13 protein-coding genes are annotated in these 20,354 nt (G+C 43.6%); all 13 read right to left on the reverse strand.

Annotation, left to right across the window (positions count from 1 at the left end):
• Positions 1–22: 22 nt before the first annotated feature.
• Positions 23–2,140, reverse strand: coding sequence for a LamG-like jellyroll fold domain-containing protein (locus OB236_RS10270; protein WP_262683914.1), 2,118 nt, complete (start codon positions 2,138–2,140; stop codon positions 23–25).
• Positions 2,141–2,158: 18 nt separating this feature from the next.
• Positions 2,159–4,411, reverse strand: a complete 2,253-nt coding sequence (locus tag OB236_RS10275; protein WP_262683915.1) for a helix-turn-helix domain-containing protein — start codon at positions 4,409–4,411, stop codon at positions 2,159–2,161.
• A gap of 59 nt (positions 4,412–4,470) precedes the next feature.
• Positions 4,471–6,084: an extracellular solute-binding protein gene (locus OB236_RS10280; RefSeq protein WP_262683916.1), complete on the reverse strand. Its 1,614-nt coding sequence runs from the start codon at positions 6,082–6,084 to the stop codon at positions 4,471–4,473.
• Between the two features lie 56 nt (positions 6,085–6,140).
• Positions 6,141–7,028, reverse strand: coding sequence for a carbohydrate ABC transporter permease (locus tag OB236_RS10285; RefSeq protein WP_262683917.1), 888 nt, complete (start codon positions 7,026–7,028; stop codon positions 6,141–6,143).
• Positions 7,029–7,055: 27 nt separating this feature from the next.
• Positions 7,056–8,018 (reverse strand): ABC transporter permease, encoded by a 963-nt coding sequence (locus OB236_RS10290; protein WP_262683918.1) that lies wholly within the window; start codon positions 8,016–8,018, stop codon positions 7,056–7,058.
• Between the two features lie 71 nt (positions 8,019–8,089).
• Complete coding sequence (locus tag OB236_RS10295; RefSeq protein WP_262683919.1) at positions 8,090–10,045, reverse strand: glycoside hydrolase family 26 protein; 1,956 nt, start codon at positions 10,043–10,045, stop codon at positions 8,090–8,092.
• 283 nt (positions 10,046–10,328) lie between these two features.
• Positions 10,329–11,231, reverse strand: coding sequence for a dihydrodipicolinate synthase family protein (locus OB236_RS10300; protein ID WP_262683920.1), 903 nt, complete (start codon positions 11,229–11,231; stop codon positions 10,329–10,331).
• 126 nt (positions 11,232–11,357) lie between these two features.
• Positions 11,358–12,626 (reverse strand): sialidase family protein, encoded by a 1,269-nt coding sequence (locus OB236_RS10305; protein ID WP_262683921.1) that lies wholly within the window; start codon positions 12,624–12,626, stop codon positions 11,358–11,360.
• A 46-nt stretch (positions 12,627–12,672) separates the two neighbouring features.
• A complete protein-coding gene (locus OB236_RS10310; protein WP_262683922.1) occupies positions 12,673–13,935 on the reverse strand; it encodes a hypothetical protein in 1,263 nt (420 codons plus the stop codon).
• A gap of 58 nt (positions 13,936–13,993) precedes the next feature.
• Positions 13,994–15,574, reverse strand: a complete 1,581-nt coding sequence (locus OB236_RS10315; RefSeq protein ID WP_076235383.1) for a type 2 periplasmic-binding domain-containing protein — start codon at positions 15,572–15,574, stop codon at positions 13,994–13,996.
• A 171-nt stretch (positions 15,575–15,745) separates the two neighbouring features.
• A complete protein-coding gene (locus OB236_RS10320) occupies positions 15,746–16,591 on the reverse strand; it encodes a carbohydrate ABC transporter permease (RefSeq protein ID WP_262683925.1) in 846 nt (281 codons plus the stop codon).
• Between the two features lie 61 nt (positions 16,592–16,652).
• Positions 16,653–17,549: an ABC transporter permease gene (locus OB236_RS10325; RefSeq protein ID WP_262683923.1), complete on the reverse strand. Its 897-nt coding sequence runs from the start codon at positions 17,547–17,549 to the stop codon at positions 16,653–16,655.
• Positions 17,550–17,792: 243 nt separating this feature from the next.
• On the reverse strand, positions 17,793–19,916 hold the full coding sequence (locus OB236_RS10330) for an AraC family transcriptional regulator (protein ID WP_262683924.1): 2,124 nt from the start codon (positions 19,914–19,916) through the stop codon (positions 17,793–17,795).
• Positions 19,917–20,354: the final 438 nt, after the last annotated feature.

Genomic DNA, 20,354 nt, shown 5'->3' on the forward strand with positions numbered 1-20,354 from the left:
GCATCCCACAACTTTAGGAGTATTATAATCCGTATTTATTGGACAAATAAGAAAAAACATCTTGCCTTTCGTTCACTGTCAATACACGGTTATAGATAATTACCTCTGCAATATCTCCCTGGAAAAAGTAATCGATATACTTTTGATCACCCGTATGCCAAGCCATATAAGCTCCAATCGTGTTGGGTTGATCATCCGGCGAAACATTCCTGATCTGCCCTCCCAAATAATCGGTTCCTACCCATGCCCCATTCTTATAAAAATTCAGATTCCCATCCGAATTGCTATAGGTGCCGCCAAGAGCATTCCATGTGCCACTATACACAGTTCCCGATACCGTCTTGGTCGTGTGGCTTGTATTCCTTACCAAAAACCTGGGTACGGTGTCTGAGCTTGATATTCTCATCGCTTCTCCTCTGCCATATATGCCTTTAATAGAAGCGCCTTGACTTTTTGCAACCGTAAATATCGTCGTATTATTCTGTAAGTTCAAAGATGCAGGACTCCCCATACTCATGTAATCATCAATGCCATCAAAGCGTAACACTGCTTTTCCATTAACAACATTTGCATAATATTTAGGCCGTTTTGTCGAGGTATTCTGAACAGCATGGTTTGAGCTTCCAGAGCTGTCAGCGAAGGTAGACACATTGTCACCGCTATTCAAGCCCGTTATGGAATCTGCCTTCAGCCATAAGACCTGCCCTGCTGCCGGTACAACGGGAGTTGGTGCTGGTTTTGAAGGCATTTCGGACAGTACATACCAATTACTTGATGTTCCATTGTTAATACCAAGCTTGATATCCGGCTCTGGCTTAGAAGCTTTGGAGAATACACCTAGCGCCAGCTTAGTTGCATTGGCGTTGTATGTGAATGAAAAATAGGTTGAATTCGTAACGGTCTGTCCAGGCTTCCAGTCAAAAGGATTCACACCCGACAATGTGCTGGTGGCAAGTACCTGATTGCTGCTGTCCAACAATGCCACTTTTACAACTCCAGTGTTTCCTTTCATGTATATAGGTGCGACTCCGTCATTCCGCATCTTGAAGTTTAGGCTTCCGGTAGTGCCGTTGCCAAGATCACTGTGATAAGCCGCCTCTGTCATTTTAAACCAATAGCCCATCTTGTTCTGCCACTCATCAACCAGATTTCCTTTTTCAGATAAAAAGGTATTGGCGTCCGTTCCATTCCACTCACCTAATGGCTGATAGCTATATTTGGAACCATTAATTTGGCCCGGAACCATACCGTCATACCAGATCTCACCTGTCCATCCCTGGCCAAGCTTTAATTTTTCATAGGGAAAAGACCATTCTCCTACTGCTGGACCGATATTTAAAAATGACAAAGCTTTTTGCCATCGTGGAGAGTAATCCGAAGAATCCTCTCTTGCACCAAACCCATAGGTGTCTCGAGCATAATAGCCATACCCTCCAGCATACATACCCGTTCCACCCGATATCGGCACGATAATATGGGTTTGATCAAAGCCAGACCACTGATCGATGTACTGTCTCTTAACCGCATCACCTGGGTCTGTTCCCCCAAGCCCGCCTAGATGCCACTCGCCCCAGTTTCCAAAGGTTCTGGCATCGATAAATTCAATATGGGGATCACCATTATAACGATCTTTAAGTGCAGTAATAAATTGTCCCATTTTGCTAATAAATACGGGATCATTCCATACAGGCACTTTGGTGCTCGGTGCATCTGATGCATAATAATACTGCGCGCCAGCATCAATAACCCATTGAGGCATGGATGTGTAGCTTGATGACGAGTTCACCTGAACAGGCATAACCCCAAATGCAAATTTTTTACCTTTAGTTACAGCAGCATTGTACATGTTATCGATCGGTGTCCAATTAAAAGAATTGTCTCCTATGTGAATATCCTTCCAATTAAAGCGAGCATAACCCACTGAGGCCTTTTCCCAGACCGCAGAATTTGCATTAGCAAAATTGCTATACACAATCCATCCTTTCCCTGGGTTTATTAGATAATCATTGTTCTCTTGCGGAGAAACGTACAGGGTTGTCGCCGCTGAAGCATGGTTTAATACCCCGATGAACGGTGTTAAAGACAACAGCATACAAAAGATCAAAACTCTAATTAACACTCTTTTTTCTAATAAAAACATGGATGTACTCCTCCTTATTTACTTCGTATAGATTTTCCGATAATCGCCTGGCGTAATGCCTTCACTCTCCTTGAATTTCCTTATAAAGCTTGAGACATTGGTATAGCCAACCTTCTCCACAAGCTCCTGCAAACTATCTTCTCCATCAGCAAGCATCTTCTTGACCTTTTCGATGCGTAGCCCATTGACATATTGGGTTAATGTTTTGCCTGTTTCTTCTTTAAAAATACGACTTAAATAAGGTGGCGTGACCGAGAACCGTTCCGCCATCAATTGAAGGGAAAACTGAGGGTTCGTGAATTGCTCATCCACATAAGTTACTAACTCGTTCTTCCATTGGACAGAGGAACGGTTTTTGCTCTCCTCGATATGGCGGCAGATGAGAATACTAATATCGGTAATCATATCTGATAATTCATCAATGGTTTCATAATCCAATAAAGTGATGACATCCGGGTAGCCTATTGCTTCATATTGATCATTTTGCTGCAGTTCGTTCAACGTCGTCACAATAAGATGGATGAGATCATAGCAGATGTTCCTTACGACAAATAACGACACATTTTTCGCTTTGATCTCGCGAATCAATTCGGACAAATAGTTGGATAGCTGCTCGATCTCCCCACGATGAATATACAGCCGTATATTCTCCATCTCATTCACCATCTGTAAGGCTCTGTCACCTTCTACCACCTCATTGATGAAAATGATGGACCGTTTACCACGTATTAAGCGATAATCCAAAGCGGTATTGGCTTCAATATACGATTTTCCGATTTCGGATGTTTTCGCATAAGCATTGCCTACACCTATGGTCGCATGAACCCCCCATTCTATTCTTAGAGCCATCTGCAATTTCTCCATTTGTTTCAGGAAAGCGATCGGACTATCACTTTCAGAAGCGATAATAAACACGATTTTATTGTTTTCCCATGTATCCAGTGCATAACCTACATTCTCCTGGTCCAGCTCTTCTTCCAGTTTACGGGCAATTTGGGGCAGTATTTCATTGATCGATTCTTCTGATGTGTCCAGCTGTAGAATGACAGACCTGAACCAGTCGTAATAGAAATAGATTCCTGTTTCATTGACCATCCAATTCAGCTTGGACAGTTCTTCAATATTCCCTCTTAATAACTCATGCAGGTAAAAATTCCTCAAAACAGGCCTGCTGAAAATAATTTGGCTCTGCATAGATCGGTTCTTATTGGACATCTGGTGAACAACACGATGAAAGGCTTCAAATTCATTAACATGCTGCTGTAGAGACTCTCCGGTTTCACTTTCAATGAATTGTCTAAGCTTTCGAATCGGGCTATAGTTCAACTTCATAAACAAATAGCTCAGGCAAAGCCCCAATAGGAAGGTTGCCGCTAAGCTTATAAGAGCGATTTTCTTGATATAGACAACACGTGTCATGATCTTATCCTCTTCTACTAGCGTCACATACGTCCATCCGTTTCTTGGTGACCTGGTATAGGAAACTAGAAAATCAACATCCTTGATTTGAAGGTTCATGGTGCCTTCATCTGCTTTGGATTGCAGATAGGGGGCAATCACTGCCATTTGGGATACGCTGCTGGATTCAGTCGTATTAATGAGTTTCCCTTCTCTATCTAAGACAAATGTAGCTTTGCCATCATCCTCTAAAATATTATGGATGAGAAGCTGAATAGAGCTCTCTTTAATGAAAAACATGACCACTCCATAATTAGTCGCTGATTTAGGAATGGGGACCATGTACGTAATAAACGGATTATCACTCAATGGTTTAATAGGTTGTGGCGCGTACACCTTAGACAAGGAGTTATGGAGGATATCCTGCCTGAATTGGTCTTGGTTCCATGAAGTATAACCAAATAATCCATCCATAAATTCTTCTACCTGATACGTACTATAGGATGAGAATAGAAAAGGTTGTTTATCATAATAAAGTACAAGATCATAGATGAAGCTATTACCTGTTTTGTATTTGTTTAATTCCTGCAGAGCCTGCCTTCCCCAATAACCGTCTCTTGTAACACGATACGGAGTTAGTTGATTATTCAACGAAATTTGAAAAGCGATTTTTTCCAATTCATCCATTTTCACATCCAGATTATATTGCACTTGCGACAGCACTTGCTTGTTGTTCTTTATGACTTCCGAACGGACTGTCTCTATAAAATACTGATAAATGAATCCGCCTATGAGGATCAAAGGTATGCTAAGAATGATGGTGTATGAAATGAAATACTTGTAGTGCAGTGAACATTTATTTAAGAACTTCATACGCACTTCTCCTCGCTCACATTCAATCTCATCATAGACATCTTCTAGCCTTCGTTAAATCAATTTTTCATATAGCGGTCATAGATACCTTGATGAATCTTCAACTTATCCTTTAGTCCCATATTGTTAATTTCTTTGATATAATTGTCCCACTCTTCATCAATGCCGCCACGAACGATCCACTTCACTTCCATCTCGGAAACATAGGAATCAATGTCCAGATCCAATACCTTCAGTTTGTCAGCTTCCTCCAAGGTCGAGTATACCGTTGAAGGATACGTGTTTTTCTCAGGTACGATATTGTCCTTATAAATCGTTTCATAAGCGACATTTCTTGCATCGTTGGCAGCGCTTTCAGCGACATTTAAGGCTTCCTTGCTGCTGAACAGTAAGGGAATGAAATTTAGAGGCGCTACTTTCCCTTTAAATACAGCTTGTGATTCACTGGCAGGTGGAGCAACCTCAGTAATTTTACCGTCAGCTGATTTTGTTAAATGAGTTCCGAAAGGTCCCCGATGCAATTCATATTTGAGCTCGCCTTCATTCATGGCATCGGCCAGGCGCATGCTAATTTCAGGTTGCTTATTGCTGGATGAAATCGAGAAGTAGTTTAATTGCATGCGATTATCTTGTCTACGCCAGAAACGATCTCCACTCGGACCTGCCACAGGTTCAATGGGGACGTATTGCGCGAGCCTTTCATTAGATCCTGTTTCACCACCATTGAAGCTTGTAAATGAACCGTATAGCGCGACATCCTTATTGGCAATCTTCGCATTGAATTTCTTCTGATCCTGGGTGAATGCTTCCAGATCAATCAAGCCCTCTTGATACAATCTATGGAAATATGTAATGGCTTCCTTATAGGCTGGCTGAACAGGCTCGTAGCGTACCTTCCCATCAACTACAGCAAGTTTGCTTCCAGTTGGCTCCAAAACACCAAACGCGCCGTACAGTACATGGTGGCTATTGTTCAAGTTGGAATAAATCATGCCTAACGGAATTTCATCCGCTTTTCCATTTCCATTGGGATCCTTCTCCTTGAAGGCTTTCAATACGGTATACAGCTCTTCTGTTGTTGTTGGCGCTTTCAAATTCAATTTCTTCAACCATTCCTGGTTCAAAAAAAAGCTGTTCCGATATTCAAAATACGGCTGGTTATACACCCAAGGCAGTGCATATATCTTCCCATCTGGTGTTGTTGCCGCTTTCTTCACATTCGGGTTTTCATTCAAAAATTTCTTAATATTAGGCGCATACTTATCTATTAAATCATTAAGCGGAACTAGCAGACCTTGCGAACCATACTGCACAACCTCGATAGAGTTCAATCCAGCAAAGAAGATATCCGGTAGCTCATGGCTGGCAAACATCAAATTATTTCTTTCCTTAATGCTTTCAGCGGGGATTTGATCCCATTTAATATGGACATTCGTTAGCTTCTCGAGCCTCTTCACCATCTCCATATCATTAAAATCGCCATGATGAGCTGCTTTTAGAATAGAAGCGGTTAAAGAAATCTTTTCATTAACAATAGGAAGTCCTGATACATTAAATTTCTCGACCTTTTTTGTGCTTTCAACAGCAGTAGAATCATTATCCTTGGTACACGCCGCCAATAAGGAAACCATCGATAAAGCAATTAGCATCTGTGTCCCAACACGTCTTTTCATAAACGTAAACACTCCCTTATAAGATTAACTATATCTACAAAAGTTGAACCTTGCATTCATCCTTTTAAAGATCCAATCATGATGCCTTTAACAAAATATTTCTGTAAAAACGGATACAAGATGAGCACTGGAATACTTGCCAAAATAATCGCTCCGTATTTGATCTGCTCGGCAAGCTGCAGCATGACTGTCGAGTCGAGATCTCCCATATCAAAGTTTTCTTGCACCTGATTTTGGATTAATATATGTCTCAAGACCAGTTGCAGCGGGTATTTATTCTCATCCCGCAAATAAATTAAGGCAGAGAAGAAAGAATTCCAATGGCTTACCGCATAGAAGAGAACCATGACTGCAATAATCGCCTTCGATAAAGGCACAACAATCGTCATAAAAAATCGAATATTCGAGCATCCATCGATAAAGGCAGCTTCTCTAACCTCCTCAGGGATGGATTGTGTAAAGAACGTTCTGGCCACAATCAAATTCCATACGACAATTGCATTAGGGATAATTAATGCCCATAGGGTGTTAACCATGCCGAAATCCTTTACCAATAAATAGGTTGGAATTAACCCCCCGCTGAAGAACATGGTAAAAACGATCATCACCATAAAGAAGCCCCGCCCATAAAAGTCTTTTCTAGATAGCGGATAAGCTCCAGTAATCGTTAAAACAACATTGATACATGTGCCAATTACCATATAAATCAAAGAATTTCTGTAGCCCAACCAAAGTGTGTCATTTTGAAATATTCTTTTATACCCCTCGAACGATATTTCTGTTGGAAACAACCACATTTGCCCTGTGTTGACCTCATAAGGGTCACTGAAGGATGCAACGATGATAAAATAAAGCGGATAAATAACAATCGCACATAACAGGAGCACCAACGAATAATTGAGAGCATCGAATAAACGGTCTTCACGGCTCCTTGCTTTAATCAAAACTTAACCTCCCTTTACGATGACTGATTACCACAGGCTTGATTCCGTAAATTTTCTGGCCAGTCGGTTCACGGCAATTAATAGGATCAAGTTAATCACAGAATCAAAGAGTCCAATTGCCGCTGAATAACTAAATTGTGATCCCAATAGGCCGGTTTTGTAGACATAGGTAGCTATTACCTCAGATGAAGCGATATTCAATGGCGTCTGGATCAAAAAGGTTTTCTCGAAACCAACTGTCAGCAAGGTTCCGAAATTCAAGATCAAGAGGATAACCGCCGTTGGAATTATGCTCGGGAAGTCAATGTGCCGGATCCGTTGAAATTTATTGGCTCCATCCACAATTGCTGCTTCATGAAGACCAGGATCGACTCCTGCAAGAACTGCCAAATAAATAATCGCTCCCCATCCAGCATGCTGCCAAACACCTGAGAAAACATGAAGGGTTTGAAACCAGCCTGCTTCTCCGAAGAAATATATCGGATCTCCGCCCAGAAACGTAATCAAGTGGTTGATTAGCCCAGTGGAAGGGGACAAAAAAACAGACATCATCCCAACCAAGACAACAGTCGAGATAAAGTGTGGTGCATAGGTAATCGTTTGAGCGAAGCGCCTAAACCGATTCCTTGTAATTTGATTCAATGATAGTGCCAAAATAATCGGTACCGGGAATCCGACAAGCAAGTTATATAGGCTTAAGCCCAGTGTATTCTTTATTAATGTCCAAAACTGTCGAGAGCGAAAAAAACGTTCGAAATGGTCAAACCCAATCCATGGACTGCCCGTAATGCCTTTCGCAAAATTAAAATCTTTGAAAGCAATTTGCAAGCCATACATCGGACCATAATGAAAGATAATAAAAAATAAGAACGTAGGTAAAAACAATAAGTACAATTGATAATTCTGTATGACCTTGAGCGCCTTTTTTTTGCCTATTACAGTGATCTGTAACCCTCCTTTCGATGTTCTGATAGCGTTTGCATTCTTCATAGTAGTGACTCCTTAGCTGGAAGTAAATGCTCGATAATTAATACCCATATGCGATTCTTATCCTGCTCGACTTAATTGATATGCGTTACTGCCACTTGACCGACCTGAGGGCTCCAGGCATAACCGGAAGTTTTATTCCACTTAACCTTGACGTAATTTACGTTGCTAAGATTCTGCAGTGTGTAAGACATATTCGTCCACGCAGCACTGGAAACCGCCGTATTCTGGTGGATGGTAGGAGTAATCGGTATCCAGGTGCTTCCGTCTGGTGACGTATAGAAGCTGAAATGCGCTATCGCTTCTTCGTGATAGAAGTAAGTTGTGGCATGAAAGCTTTGAATTTGATTGTAGTTCCATATCATCTCCTCGTTCGTTGCCAGCGTCCTAGAGGCTCGCGAAGGATCGTAACCAATATAAGTGCTATTAGTCGTGTTAAAGTTAGTGTTAGGGGTATGGGAATAGGTTTTGGTCCAATCATTGAGCGGATCTACAGAAGTGGTTTCAAATGAACCGGTATGCTCAAGCTTGACTTCGCCGAGATTGGGGTTCCAGTGCATTCCGCTCGTATAGTTCCATTGTATTTTTACATAATTGGCATTCGACAAGCCGCTAAGAGCGTAAGTAAACTTGGACCAATTCCCGCCCGAGCCAACTGAGTTTTGGGTAATCACCGGTGTTGCCGGTGTCCAGGTGCTTCCATCGGATGATGTAAAGAAGCTGTAGTGCGATATCGACTCATAGGGCCAATGATAGCCTGTAGCCTGAAAGCTTGAGATGCCTTTGTACTTCCAGACGATCTCGGCATGGGCTGGAGCCGTTGGCATCCGATAGGCTCGGGAGGAATCATTGCCAATGTATTGCGTGTTCGTAACGTCGAAGGAGAGACCCGAGCTATGGCTGTAGGTTTTATTCCAATTGTCGAGCGGATCGATAATTGTCGTCGATAAAGATAATTCATCTCTAGTAATCGTATTGGGGGAATTATAGAAATCCATCAGAATCTGCGGATTGCTTCCCGGTCCGTTACCAGTTGGTGCCCCATAGAAGTTATTGTCCATCCAGCCTGTATGCCATAACATATACCACACATAGTCGGTATCGTTGATTAGCTTTTCCGGCGTCGGCAATAGCCCTACTTCCGTTAAGCCGAAATTCTTCGAGCCTAGCTTGGTCTTGAAGGTGTTATTGACGGAAGTCCAAGCGGCATCGGTTCGATTGTTGGTATATAAATCCACTCCGCCCAAATCCACGTATGCATCACCTGGATAATAATTGGTGTACACGCTGTTCATGTCTCCCGTGTTCGGCGACCAAACCCAGATCAGGTTATTCAGATTATGATGATTCGTAAATCTGTTGTACATGTTGATCCATAGCTGCTTGAATTCCGTTCCTTTGTTACCCCACCAGAACCAGCTACCGTTCATTTCATGGTAGGGTCTCCATAGCACAACTACACCATTATCCTGCAATTCCTTCAGGTATGAAGCAATCAAATCGATGTGAGCCAACCATTTGTTGTACAAGGGCGTGCCTGGCGTAACAAGATCATGGAAATTGGTTGCTGTCATGGCTTGGTTAACTGCACTCCAGCCACTGTCATCGATTGCTTGGGGACTGGTCTCGTGCCATGTAAAGGTGACAAGTCCACCATGCGCAGCATGCTGGGTGGCTTGCTCAACTTTCTTCGACCGGTTTTCATCCATACTGGAGAACACCGACCCATGCACACCAAAATCCATATCCAAGCCGAGAAGCGCCGGGTAGCGGCCGGTCACGTCGTACGTATGCTGATACTCACTGATAGGTGCATACAGATCAGTCCGACCTTCGTGCAAATGCTGTCCAGCTAATATTTGGTTCTGGTTCTTCAGCGTCTCAAGGTAATTCAATACATCATTTACTTTCTGACTGGCATTCGGGTTAACTGAAGCAGCATGAACCTCCTGGACTGGCAGCAAACCCATCAGTAAAACCAGTATCATCATGGTAATTACACTAGACTTGACACGTGCAAAATGGAACATAAATACTATCACTCCCTTTTTTTAAGCTAAATCTTAAGAGCATCTCTGTAGCCTATTACATGATGAATACCTCTTGAAACCGCCTTCAATTTACAAAGTAAATTCGCATCTTCTCCTCACTTTTCCATTTATCTTGCCGTGTTGCATGCTTCATTCTAGTGAGTACATGGTGCCATGTAAATGCTCGAAAATTAACACCCATATGCGATTCTTAAACTAATTTAAAAACAGGATGAGCATACGGTTTTACCCGATATTCACCCTGTTCGCATGACCCTTAATTCTAATACAGCAGCTCCAGCCTTTTGGCATAGTTGTACCATATTTCGATGGCCTTGAGTGCTTCGTTTTTTAACGTTACCGGCCATCTTGTATAAAGGTCAAACGGAATTCCCTGGCAGACTGCCAAATGCTTCGCCGTCGCCGGGTAGCCTAGCCGCAGAATGGCATCCAAATAAACAAGATGCTGATGAAGTACCTCAGCGTCCGGGTGATTGTGCGTTGCCTTCTGCCAAAAATCCACGACCAGCCCTGCCGCTGATGCTGTTGTGATCGCCATAATGCCTTGGGCACCCATTCGAATCGCATCAAGCATGAACGGGGTATTCGCTTGGTAAACCACCGATTGGGAAGCCATTTGTATTTTGGATTGAATGCCCTCCAGCGTACAAGTTGTATCCTTGATGCCTGTAAGGCCCAGATCAGCCAGCTTCCCAAATACTTGGGGATCGATCAAATAAGGAGTTACATGAGGCCACTCGTATACAATTACAGGCAATTGGCAGCCTTCCAGCAGGCTGGCGAAATAATCGCCCAGCTTGCTTTGATCTTCGCCCATGCCACTCGGTGGCGTAAGCACAATTCCGGAAATTCCGGTCTCCGACATCTCGGCAATTTCGGAGGCATGCTTACTTACATCCGGATTCAGATTGGCCGTAGCAATGACAGGAATCTTGCCGGAGCGTTGTGCGGCACGCTTTGCCAGCTCCAGCTTTTCCTCCAAGCTCAGCCACTTCATCTCGCTACTTCCACAGACGGCAAATAAACCATCTGGCTGCTTTGAAAGCTGCCAATCCACATACTTGTCATACGTGTTCCAGTCGATGGCGCCATTAGCTGTAAATGGGGTGAGCAGCAGTGAAAACACGCCTTTAAATGAAGCTGCTGATGGATGATTCTGAATCAAGAGCGTTTCCTTCTTCCATATTCGTATTTTTATATCGTAACGACAATCCGCTCATTCTCCTTGGTAATATCGAATTTTCTTACAGTAACCTCATAGGACTTGGTTCTCATTCGATTCGTGCCTTCACTAATAGATCAAGCCCCTGAAATTGCTCACGGTATGAAGCGTAATCAAATTTCCATCATGTGCATTTTTGGCGTGCTCATCCCCGGATCGGCTGAGTATGTGCAAATTTTCTCCATCGATCACCATACTCGCATAATGCCGCGATTGTTTATTGTCCGCTACCATGGCTACCATGCCTGCGAAGCACCAATCGATGCAATTTCTGGAGAAATGCAGCTGCAGCCGCTGCCGCTCATTATTCGGCAGTCCATAGCGATCCTTCGGCAGCAGCTCGGCACGAGTCATACTGTCGGTTGCCTGTGTGCTCAGCAGCCAAAACATTTGAGATACGTCATCATATACAATATGAAATTTCATCTGCCCCCCCGGACAAGGCACATACAAGATTGTTTTGCCTGAGGGCACCGTTTCGAGCATCGTCGTCATACTTCCATCTTCATGCTCCACGACCTTGGCTATCGCTGCATAACCCGTTCCTCCCGTATGCGCCCGGCTCCACAAATGAAACGTATGGCCGCTGGGGTCATGCCAATAATGGTTCGGATCCTGAAACTGTACAAGGTTCGTTTCCAGCCAGCCGATTGGCGCGCAATGCCTTCCTTGTGCAACCTCCATGGTTTCCTTCGGCAGTGTAGGGAAAAAGGGAACCCCAAAATAATCCAGCTCGCTCACCGCAACTGCATTCCGGAACACAAGCTCCGAGGCAAATGTCCAGTTTTCCCTTATTGTCAGATCCGCATCCATCCTGCCTCGCATGGTTACGGGAGCGATGACGCTGACGGGCCAACCAGACACATCGGAAGCTGCAAACCTTTCCATGACGATATACACGCACCCATTTGCATAATGAACATTGCAGGGAGCTTGATGCCATTGTTCTCCTATTGTCAGCTTTATCGGCTCCGACCAGGTATTGCCCCCATCGCCTGACTGGATGATCATCAAATCTTGGCAATGGCCAAGAATATAGATATTGGAGCCACAGGCAAAGGGACGGGCATGCATAAACGGGAAATCGAGCTGCTGCTGCCACGTTTGCCCTCCATCATCGGAGATCAGAAGCTTCCCTTGTATCTCCTTGCCATTTCGGATGCCCTTGCTTCCACCCAACTGCTCTAAACCCATGCCCGTAATATCGATTGTGGCCAGCAGCCGTCCTCCAGGTAATCGAGCAATACCCGGACTATAGCATGCTATGGATGACGGGTCAGGTGACTGGTAAACCGTAACCCACTTTTCTGCCAGCGTTTGTGCAACCCTCTTCACCATGTATCCATGTCTCCTTAATCATTCCCATAAGATTTGTTGCCATAAGTTAATAAATGAGCTCCCGGAAATTTCTCACTGTGTGAAACGTAATTAAATTGCCATCATGTGCATGCTTGGCATGCTTATCACCGGAGCGGCTGAGTACATGCAGATCCTCGCCATCGATCACCATACTTGCGTAGTGCCGCGATTGTTTAACCTCAGACACCATATCCACAATTCCTGCAAAGCACCAATCGATGCAATTTTTGGAGAAATGGAGCTGCAGCCGCTGCCGCTCATTATTCGGCAATCCATAACGATCCTTCGGCAGCAGCTCGGCACGGGTCATACTGTCGGTTGCCTGCGTGCTCAGTAACCAAAACAGCGAAGACAAATCATCATATACAATGTGAAATTTCATCTGTCCCCCCGGACAAGGCACATACAAGATTGTTTTGCCAGAAGGTACCGTTTCGAGCATCGTCGTCATACTTCCATCTTCATGCTCCACAACCTTGGCAATCGCCGCATACCCCGTTCCTCCCGTATGCGCCCGGCTCCACAAATGAAACGTTCGGCCACTGGGATCATACCAATAATGATTCGGATCCTGAAATTGGACGATGTTCGTTTCCAGCCAGCCAATCGGGACACATTTCCTTCCTGGTGCAGCTTCCACACTTTCTCCCTCATGTGTTTGGTAAAAGGGAATTCCAAAATAATCCAGCTCATCTATCGAAACGATGTCCCGAAACACCAATTCCGAGGCGAAGATCCAGTTCTCCCTTAATGTCAGGTCCGCATTGACGTGCCCACGCATTAAAACAGGTGCCTCCACACAAAACGGTGGAAATGATGTCACATCATGATACGGTCTTTTGTTCATGACCAGATAAACATAATTGCCGGCATAATGTACATTGCAAGGAGCTTGCGTCCATTGCTCGCCTTCGGTCAGTGTTACCGGGCTTGACCAGGTCATCCCATCATCATCCGAACGCACGATGGTCAAATCACCGGTCAATCCCAGAATATATGTAGCCCTTCCCGCTGTGAAAGGCCGGGCATGCATAAAAGGGAAGTCAAGCACATGCTCCCATTCTTCTGTGCTCTCATTGCGAATGAACGCCTTCCCCATCGTAGGCTCACCATAGCGAATGCCCTTGGGGCCTTCCATTTTGGTGACCCCTTTACCTCCAAGATCCAGCGTCGCTATCAAGCGGCCATTATGAAGTCTCGCACTTCCAGGACTGTAGCAATAAATCTCTGCAGGGTCCGGAGATTCAAAAACAATCGTAGGAGCATCAGCTATTGAATACCTTTGCATTAGTCTGTTCCTTTCTGCGACGTGCTGATTATTGGGATGTGCATTCCAGTCATAGCTATTAATTTTTATTGAAAAGATCTAAGGCTTCCTGATAAATTTTTACGAGCTCATCCGAATTCATGTCCTTGACTTTCTTGACATAGGCGTCCCACTCTTGGTCGATTCCGCCATCGACTACCCATTTAGCCAACGTCTTGTTGGTATAGCCCATAATATCGGTGGAAAGTGCAGCCAGCCTGCTTGTTTGTTCCGGTGTAAACACAACGGGCGGGTAGAAATCCTCCAACGGGGCTACATATGATTTGTATTTCTCAACATTTTTCCCGCGCTGCTCTTGCGCACCGCTCCAAACCATACGACTCATCAAATCGGGAGTCATTAACAGTGGAATGTTATTGCCGGGTATTAAATTGATTTTGACAACTTGGTCGGCTTCAGGAATCTGTTTAATTTTATTGTCCGCCTGTTTGTCCAGATAAGCTCCATAGGAGCCGTACATTGCTTGAATGGTCCAATCCGGCTCTGCAACCACATCAGCCCATCTCATACTGGCTTCAGGGAATTTATTGTTCTTGGAGATCGAGAAATAATTGCGTACAACTGTATTCGTTTGCTGGCGAAACAACGGCTTCTCCACACCCGGACCTTTAACCGGCATCATCGCATCGTAAATTTGTTCGGTTAAATCCGTGTTGAAATAAGAGCCAAATACTCCAATGACAGGCGGATTGGAACGGGTTTTGGCTAGATACGTATTCATATCGTCGGTGAACGATTCAGGCGGGATCAAGCCTTCCTTGTACAAACGGTTTAAATATTTAATAGGTTCTTTAATAGCTGGATTTATCGCCTGGAATTGAACCTTGCCTTTGCTCACGCTAATAAATTTATCGTCTGGAACAAGGACGCCAAAAAATCCAAATACATCGAAATTACCGCCCACATATTGATTCCACAGGTAATACCAGGGCATTACGTTTTTGGGTATACTGCCTTTTCCTGCATTATCCTTGAATGCTTTAAGCACCTGATAGAAATCCTCTGTAGTGACAGGTTGCTTTAGCCCCAGCTCTTTGAGCCATTTCACATTGATTAGAAACTGATCGCGTATACCGGAATTGTTATCATCCATGCGGATAAAGGGCAGGCTATAAATTTTGCCGTCCTTCATCGTTGCCATTTTTTTAATATAGGGCTGGGTTTCCAACGCTTTTTTCCAGTTCGGAGAGTATTTGTCGATAAGATCGTTCAAGGGAAGGATTTCACCGGCAGCAGCCGCATCCAGAATTTGTTTATCCGTCGCCCCACTCATGATCAGATCGGGCAGCTCATTACTGGCAAACATCAGGTTGAATTTTTCTTTATTGCCCCCAAGGTTTGTAAAATTGATTTTGATATTGGTTTGCTTCTCCAGATCCTGAAAAAGCTTCATTTTGTTCCAATCTGCTTCGGTTCCTGACCGGGTAGTCGCATTTAAAGTGATGGTCTCCTTGACGATCGGCAGTCCCGTTTTATTCACATTAGCCGCGCTGGCAGATGCCTCTCCTTCACTTTGCTTATTGTCTACAGAATTGGAGCAGCCTATTGCCAGACCCGAAACTAAACTGGCCGTTATTACAAACGCAACACTCTTATTCATTCGTAGTCCCCCTCTTTAGATTCATTTCCATTAAATAGATTTCAATTCCATTCACTAGATCACACGGTTGGATTGCTCTTTAATGCTCTGAATTCCCTTAAGGTTGGACTTCCCATAGTATGGCAGCCTCTTGTAGCCTCTTGGCCATCCCCCCCTTCAAGTTTACTTCATTTAACCCTTGATAGCTCCAATCATGACGCCCTTCACAAAATACTTTTGGATAAACGGATATAGGATAAGTACAGGAATACTGGCAACGATAATGACCCCATATTTCATCATATTAGATGCCAAAGCGAGAATTTCGGCGTTCTCATCCTGCACCAGATCCTGATTCATCTGCGCTTGGATCAATATATCCCTTATGATAAGCTGCAGCGGATAGCGAGCCCGATCCTTCAAATAAATTAATCCGTTAAAAAATTCATTCCAATGCGCCACTGCATAAAAGAGGATCAGCACTGCAGAAATCGCTTTGGACAGTGGCAATACTATACTGACAAAAAAACGCACGTTCGTACACCCATCCATTACCCCCGCTTCCCACAAATCGTCTGGAATCGTAGTTTGAAAAAAGGTTCTGGCAATAATCAGATTCCAGACACTGACAGCTCCCGGAAGCACCATCACCCAAAAGCTGTTATAAAGCCCGAGTGACTTGATGAGCAGGTAGGTGGGAATCAAGCCTCCACTGAAAAACATCGTGAATGCAATATAGCCCATAAATACGTTACGCCCAATCAGATCTTTTCTTGAAAGCGCATACGCGGCAGTCAGCGTCATCGCCACATTGATGAATGTTCCCACAAACGTATACACAAGCGTGTTCCGGTAACCGATCCACAGGTCATGATGGGCAAAAATGCGGGAATAGCCATCGATGGTAATTCCTTTGGGCAGCAGCAGCACCTCGCCCAGACTGACGGCTGAAGGATTGCTGACAGACGCAATGACAATAAAATATAAGGGATAAGCAACAACAACCAAAACCAGAATTAACAGCACCGTTCCAACCATATCGAATATCCGGTCACCGCGTGTTTGAAAGACTGTATTCAATTTCCCGACTCCTTTCCTTTTACCATAAGCTGTTTTGTCCAAATGCCTTGGCCGTCCGATTCACGATAATTAGCAGCATAAAATTGATCACCGAGTTGAATAAGCCTACGGTAGCTGCAAAACTATATTGCGATGAAAGCAGCCCGACCTTATACACATAAGTCGAGATCACCTCCGAGGTCGCGAGATTTAATGCATTTTGCATCAAAAAGGTTTTTTCAAAGCCAACCGCCATAATGCTGCCCATATTCAAGATGAGTAAAATCATGATCGTAGGAGCAATGCCAGGTAAATCCACATGCCAGATTCGTCTCAGCTTCGACGCTCCGTCCACAATGGCAGCCTCATGCAACCCAGGATCGATTCCGGCCAAAGCAGCCAAGTAAATAATGGTTCCCCATCCCGCATTTTGCCAGACGCCTGACCACACATACACCGAGCGGAACCAATCCTCGTCCGCCATGAATAGAACGGGATCGCTGCCCAGTGATTTGATAATAACATTCACGATTCCCAACTGGGGTGATAACAATACAGACATCATGCCCACCAAAACTACAGTAGATATAAAGTGTGGCACATAGGTCATCGTCTGGACGGTTTTCTTCAATCGATGAAATTTCGCATAATTAAGTAAAATAGCCAAAATGATGGGCAGCGGAAACCCTGCGGCTAATTGGTAAATACTGAGTCCCAGTGTATTTTGAATAAGTGACCAAAATTGATCGGAACGAAAGAAGCGTTCAAAATGCTCAAAGCCCACCCATGGGCTTCCCAGAATACCCAGATGCGGCTTAAACTCCTTAAAGGCAATCGTCACCCCATACATAGGTATATAGGAGAAGATGAAAAAGTAAATCAATGTGGGCAGTAAAAATAAATACAATTGATAATTCCGCCATATCTTTGAAGCCAATTCAAAGTCACCCTTTCTTGAATGTACGCTCTCTCTCTTTAAGTAAGCGCTTTAATTTGATCTGACCTCATTCTCTCAGAGTCACTTCCAAGCGTAAATATGCCATAATCGAGCGATATGCCATATATGCAAATAAGCTTCATTCATATGCTGAATGAGGAACACAAAAGCAATATGCGTTATTGCAAGTCTATATGCGAAATATAAGGTAAACAAAAAGCCTATGCAGATAGCATAAGCCTTTTACTTGGCAATACCCGTTTTCCTGAAAGCTCCTGGGGTCGTACCCACGGTGTTCTTAAACTTGCGGACAAAGCTGGACACATCGGAATAGCCGATTTGCAATAGGATGGTGGTGAGTGGTTCGTCTGTTTGGACCAGCAGCTGCTTCGCCTTTTCTATTCTTAAATAGTTGATGTAATCGGAAATCGTGCTGTCTCGCATTGACTTGAACAAGTAAGACAGATGAGACTGGGACATGCCGAAATGGCTGGCCATCGCTTGAACGGAAAACTGGTTATTTGCATAATGGCTTTGAATATAAGCCGTAAGTTGATCATGAAGGTCTTGTGAATCGCTCTGCTCTCCATCCTTCATACGGCTGCATAGCTCGGTGATGATCGTTTGAACCATGGTCCAAAGCTCGTCGATCGTCTCAAATCCGGCAAGAGACATAATATCCGGATAGTCCTTTTTCAATTGAAAATGCTTCTTGTCGACAAGACAAATCGATTTGATAACGGTATTGATCATGTCAAAGCATAGGCATCTGGCTTCAAACAGCGGCATCCCGCTTGTGTTGATCAATTGGTACAGGCTTTCAAGCAATTTATTGATAATGTCCATATTGCCTTCTATCACTGATGTTTCCAAAGCCTTCATTTCCTGAACCGGATAATTATATTGAAGCGTGTGTTCGAGGCTAATATCACTGAAATAAATAACATTATTCCGGCCTTTAATCAAGCGATAATCTACCGCGGTTGACGCCTCAATATACGATTTACTGATCCAGCTAACCTGGCTATAGCTGTTACCTACACCAATCGTCGTCTGCAGACCGTAGGTCTCGTTCAACCAAGCATGCAGGTTGGAAAAATACAATTTCATCACATCTTGATCTTCAACCTCCGAATGAGCATATACGAAGATTAGGGTTCCATTTTTTTCACTCGTTTTCCCGTAGCCCTCTATTCCCTCCGGCAAATGCTGCTCAAGCAGTGTAATGAGCTTCATGCGGTCTGCTTGTTCATTGATTGCATGCTCTGCGAACAGGAAGATGGCCACGTGGCACAGCGAGTGGTTAAACACAAACCCTATTTCTTTTCCCTCCTCATTGCACTCCTCCATATTCGCGAAATTTCCTTGAAGCACATTCGATAATAAGAACTCTTTTACGGGCCAGTAATTATTTTGAACCTTATCGTACAGCTCGTCTTTCATCTTAAAAATATGATCAAACGTATAGTGAAGCACCTCAATCTCATTGTCATTGCTTAGCAGCCTGCCCGTTTTATTCTCGGCAAAAGCTTTAAGATTCCGCAGAGGGTTGTAATTCAATCTCATCGTGTAGGCGATCACGCCAGTTGCTGTAAGCAAAATAAAAAAGAAGGCCATAACAAATAGAAATTTCGTATCGTTTAACTGCTTCATCGCCTCTTGCTCGGGAAGAAGAATCATGTACTTCCAGCCTGTATTGGTAGACTTGAGAAAAGTGGTGAGCAGCTTCACCCCATCCCATTGCACCGAGCCGGAGACCTGATTCTGCCGAATCAACGCTTGCAGGTTATCCGATTTCGAATAACCCGAATTGCGGGACGAAGTAATAACCTGTAGGGACTCGTTGAGTAAAATGACATCACCGTTGCTGTATTTCAGCATATTGGTCAACGTATCTTCCTTAATCATGAAAAAGACTGTTACTTTGCTGACTCGCGATAAGCCGGGGCTTGGAACCAGATAGGTTATGATGGGCACTTCTTGCTGAAATATGGACACGATTTCTGCAGGCTTGGTCATATTCGGCTTATTTAAGGAACGCATATCCTGATAAAATTGCTCCCGGCTCCATGCTGAATAGTGAAAGTTTTGTAGAAATTCGGGAATGGAATAGGTGACAGAGGAGGAATATACCCGATCCAGTTCTTGATAATAGACGAATACCTCGTAGGGGAAATTATTGCCGGTAATATATTTTTTAAGCTCGGTTATGCCTTCCTTGGCATTAAGCGGGGTTTCGATTTTCATATTGTACGCAGTCAGTAACGGATTGCTATAAATTTGATAGGCAATTTTATTTAATTCAATCAATCGGTTGTCCAGGTTTTCCTGCAAATGCAATAGCATATTCTTGTTACTTACATTCAACTCGGTTTCCAGCACTTTGAAAAAGTTATAATAAATCAACAAACCAAATATTAACAACGGGATCAGAAGAATAATAATATAAGACACTAGGTATCGAAAAAAAAGCTTGGATTTATTGATTCGACTTTTCTGACCCAATAGTTGATTCAACATCTGCTTCAGAATAGGAGCCACCTCCTTGTGTCATTTCTACTGACTCTAAATTTCTACCTTTACTATAACCGATTTATATGACAAAAGCATTTAAATAGAATTGTCAACAACTTCTTCTTCTTTTCATTCTGCTTCAATACAGGACTTTGAGGTAGGGTCAAATAAATCTTGGAAATATCCTTCAATATCACATTTAATTTTACAGTTGTGGTGCAAGAATAAAAAAGACAGAAATTAGCCCATAAATTGTAATTACCTATGCCACAATACCAAATATTATATGGA

It is taken from the genome of Paenibacillus baimaensis (assembly GCF_025567575.1).